The following is a 4,086-nucleotide window of genomic DNA, read 5'->3' on the forward strand; positions in this document are numbered from 1 at the left end:
AGTGACAGCTCCAGCAACTGTTCGGGCGGATCAAGGGAGATTCCGGCGTGGGCGCCAAGCTACACGGCGATCGTCGAGATCCAGGCTCACACGGCGGCCCACGCCGGCTCTCGACACCTAAACTGCCAGATTCCGATCAGATAAGGCTCGTGAGCGCCATCCATGGCGCCCAACGGTCCCGGCAGGGCCTGGCACCGCCCGCCCCACAGGTTCCGTGATCGGTTGGATAAAGCCGCCAGTGGTGTGGAGGGGTAGTGCCGAGCGTTGCTCGGCACCTACACCTCACCCTCTCAGGCGCTGCGTGCTCTTGATCTCAACACGGCGAAAGCCATCTGTGTTGGGTTGGTACGGGTGGGTTGGCGGGACCGTTGGGCGCCATGGATGGCGCCCACGAGCCTCCAAGGATGGATTCACGGCGTGTCCCGCCAACCCACCCGTACCGACCCACTCCAACAGACCGAACCGCCGCAGTTGCAGTTGAAGTTGCAGTTGAAGTTGCTCCAAAAAAAGCAGCCCCTCAACTCTCCCCATTCTTGCGGGCGCTGCGCTGGCGGTCGATGCGGAAGATGTAGCGCTGGATCGCACTGTCGCCCCCGCGTGGCAGCGAGTCGAAACGCATCCCCACACGCTTCATCTCCACCCCGTTCGGCAGCTTCACCGCCAACTGATTGCACACGATCAACGCGATCTGCAGCGGCCCGCCCTCCGGCATGTCCAGCCGCGCGTCATACCGCTTCTGCAGCGCGAACACATTGCAGTCCACCGGCACCGTCACCGCCAGCCCGCCGCCACTGATGTCCACCACCCGCAGACTCAACGCCTCGCTGCGGTCCTCGTTGATCGGGAACAGCAACTGCGGAGAATCCGTGATCGGCGTCTCCAGACGGTACAACTCCCGACGCTGCAGATGCACCAGCTCGCTCGGGAACGCTACCCGGAACGCCACATGGTGCGTACTCCCCACGCGCTCCAGATGGTCCAGCCGGAAACGGACCATCACCTTGTCCAACTGCGCGAAGCACAGCAGATGCCCGGCCTCTTCCGCCGCCCGGTTCGCCGGCTCGGACGGACTGCCGTCGAGCAGCAACATGTCCTCGTCTTCGTCCAGCTCCAGGATCGCCGTCGGGAACGACTGGTCCCGCCCGCCCAGATGCGCATTGATCAACGAGCGCTGGTCGATCAATGCCTGCAGCAATTGACGGATCTGCCGGGGATTGCGGACCAGGTAACGATCGTCCGCGCCGTCGTCGTGCGCGGCGTGGTCGTCGTCGTGTGCCTCAAAGCTGCCTTCGGACATGGATGCGTGCTGAATAGAGTGGGCGCCGCCGGCGGTTTTACCAGGGCTCTGTCCGTTTATCGGCAGCGGTTCACATTAATGTAGGGCCAATCCGTGTAGATCCGCTCGGCCGCCCCAAACGCACGACACCCCGCCGAAGCGGGGTGCCGTGGACACGCATCACAGGGCAGGGCGGATCAGAACTCCTGCCAGTCGCCTTCGTTGGCCAATACCGGCTCACGCACCGCGGCACGGCGCACCGGCGCTGCCGCCGCACGCGCACGCGGTGCCGCAACGGCCGGGGCACGGCTGCTCGCCGCCGACACGCTCGCCACCGGGGCCGCCTGGCCGTCCAGCTTGAACAGGGCCACGGCGTCGGTCAGGTGGCCGGCCTGCTCTTCCATCGAACGGGCGGCGGCGGTGGCTTCTTCCACCAGCGCGGCGTTCTGCTGGGTCGTTTCGTCCATCTGGGTGATGGTCTGGTTGACCTGCTCGATGCCCGCCGACTGCTCCTGCGAGGCGGCGGAAATCTCGGCCATGATGTCGGTCACGCGCTGCACCGACGCCACGATCTCGCCCATGGTCTCGCCGGCCTGGTTGACCAGCGCCGAGCCTTCGGCAACCTTGCCCACCGACTCGTCGATCAGGCCCTTGATTTCCTTGGCTGCACTGGCCGAGCGCTGGGCCAGGGTGCGCACTTCGGAGGCCACCACGGCAAAGCCGCGGCCCTGTTCGCCCGCACGCGCCGCTTCCACCGCCGCATTCAGCGCCAGGATGTTGGTCTGGAAGGCGATGCCGTCGATCACGGTGATGATGTCGGCGATGCGGCGCGAGGAGGCGTCGATCTCATGCATGGTGCTGACCACGCGGCCGACCACGTCGCCGCCCTGGCTGGCCACGCCGTGCGCGCCGATCGCCAGCTGGTTGGCCTGGCGGGCGTGCTCGGCGTTCTGACGCACGGTGGAGGTCAGTTCCTCCATCGAGGCGGCGGTTTCTTCCAGGTTGGCGGCCTGCTGCTCGGTACGGCGCGACAAGTCGTTGTTGCCCGAGGCGATTTCGCCGGCGGCGGTGCTGATGCTGGACGATGCGTGCTGGATGCGGCCCACGATCTGGGTCAGCTGGGCGACGGTGGTGTTGGCGTCGTCGCGCATGCTGGCGAACACGCCGTGGAACTGGCCCTGCATGCGCGCGGTCAGGTCGCCGTTGGCGATCGACTGCAGCAGGTGCGACAGCTGCGACAGGTTGCCGTCGGCCACTTCCATCATCGTGTTGAGGTGCTCGATCATCACCCGGAAATCGTGATCGAAGCGCAGCGCATCGCCACGCTGGGTGAAATCACCGGCTGCGGCGGCCTGGGCCAGCGACTGGATCTGGGTGTTGATGGCCAGCAGGCTGGCCTTGGCGGCGTCCATCGATTCGTGCAGGATCGCGCGGCTGCCGGGCAGGCGGCGGGCATTGGGCGACAGGTCACCGGCGGCGTACTGGTTCAGCACGGCGATGGCGTCCTTGATCGCATCCAGGTGGTCGAACACCACCGTGTTGGTGCCCACGGCCAGCTCGCCGTACACGCCCGGGAAGTCGGTGGGCATGCGGTGCGAGATATCCGGGCCCGCATGCATCGCGGCCATCTGCCGGGTTTCCTCGGAATAGCGGCGCAGCATGCTGGTCATTTCGCCGGTGGCGGCCAGCATCTGCCCGGCCTCGTCGGCGCTGGTGGCGCGGGTGGTGACGCTCAGGTCGCCACGAGCCACCGACTTGATGGCGTGCACGGCCTGGCCCAGTGGGCGGGTGATGATGCGCGAGATCATGAAGGCCAAGGCGGCCGCGACCAGCGACAGCAGCACCATGCAGCTGATGATGGCGATCACGCTGGTGCGGTGGGTGGCATTGGCATCGGCCAACTTGGCGGTCATCAGGCTGTTGCTGTAAGCGCCCAGGACCTTCAGGTCTTCGAACAGCTGGCGGCGGGCCGGGCGCGATTTGTTGTCGGAGACATCGCGGGCACCTGCTGCATCGCCGGCGGCAACGGCGGCGCGCAGGTCGGTGTTGGCCCGGAAATAGGCGTCGGTGTCGGCGGCGACCTTGGCATACAACGCGCGTTCGCGGTCATTGGCCGGCAGTGCCGCATAGGCGGCCAGTTCATCACGGACCTGCTTGGCCGAGTCATCCATGCGCTTGTTGTAGTCAGCCACCTTGTCGGGCTGGTCCAGCATGCTCACCTGCGCCAGTTCGTAGGTCCGGAATTCGCCCAGGATGGCGCGCGCCTCGCCCAGGTGCTGCAGGGTGGGGATGTTGTTCTCGGCCATCGCGCCCAGTTCGGCGTTGGCGCCATTGAGGCGGACCAGCGCGAACACACCAAGCACGACGGTCATCAGGGTGGTGAGGGTAAAGCCCACGGCCAGCTTGCGGGCGATGGGCAGATTGTGGAACCACTTCATGGCAGGAACTCCGGGCAGGGCAGTGGCGCGCAGCCGTGGGGGCGCTGGGCGTGAGGTCGTGGCGAATGCGGGATGGGGCGAGGGGCGCGTGACGAAGAAGTCAACGCTCTCCCGAAATAGCGGCGACGCAACGCCGCAACTTGAGTGTTCGATGTCACATTTTTTCGCGGCATGCCGTCAGGCCACGCCAGCCCGCATTGGTTGCACAAGCAAGCAACCGCAAGGCATTCGATCCGCAGCCCACGCAGGCGCCTCAGTACGCCAACGTATCGCCACCGATCAACATCACAGTTTCAAAAAGGGGGCATAACGCACAGGCCCGGCCGGAGACAAATCACCCGGTAGTGCCGGCCGCTGGCCGGCAACCAGGAA

General features: G+C 66.1%; 2 protein-coding genes. Both read right to left on the reverse strand.

The genetic code is table 11. The features are described from left to right. Window positions 1–517: 517 nt before the first annotated feature. Window positions 518–1,297 carry a flagellar brake protein gene (locus tag AC1DCJ_RS20250; protein WP_447593440.1) on the reverse strand — a complete coding sequence of 260 codons (780 nt, stop codon included), beginning with the start codon at window positions 1,295–1,297 and terminating at the stop codon, window positions 518–520. Window positions 1,298–1,473: 176 nt separating this feature from the next. Then, window positions 1,474–3,714 (reverse strand): methyl-accepting chemotaxis protein, encoded by a 2,241-nt coding sequence (locus tag AC1DCJ_RS20255; protein ID WP_320487822.1) that lies wholly within the window; start codon window positions 3,712–3,714, stop codon window positions 1,474–1,476. Window positions 3,715–4,086: the final 372 nt, after the last annotated feature.

This window comes from Stenotrophomonas sp. 10N36, from assembly GCF_056395005.1.

Bases quoted from the DNA above. Each gene is read 5' to 3' on its own strand.
- AC1DCJ_RS20250 (WP_447593440.1), bottom strand. From the start codon at position 1,297: ATGTCCGAAGGCAGCTTTGAGGCACACGACGACGACCACGCCGCGCAC.
- AC1DCJ_RS20255 (WP_320487822.1), bottom strand. From the start codon at position 3,714: ATGAAGTGGTTCCACAATCTGCCCATCGCCCGCAAGCTGGCCGTGGGC.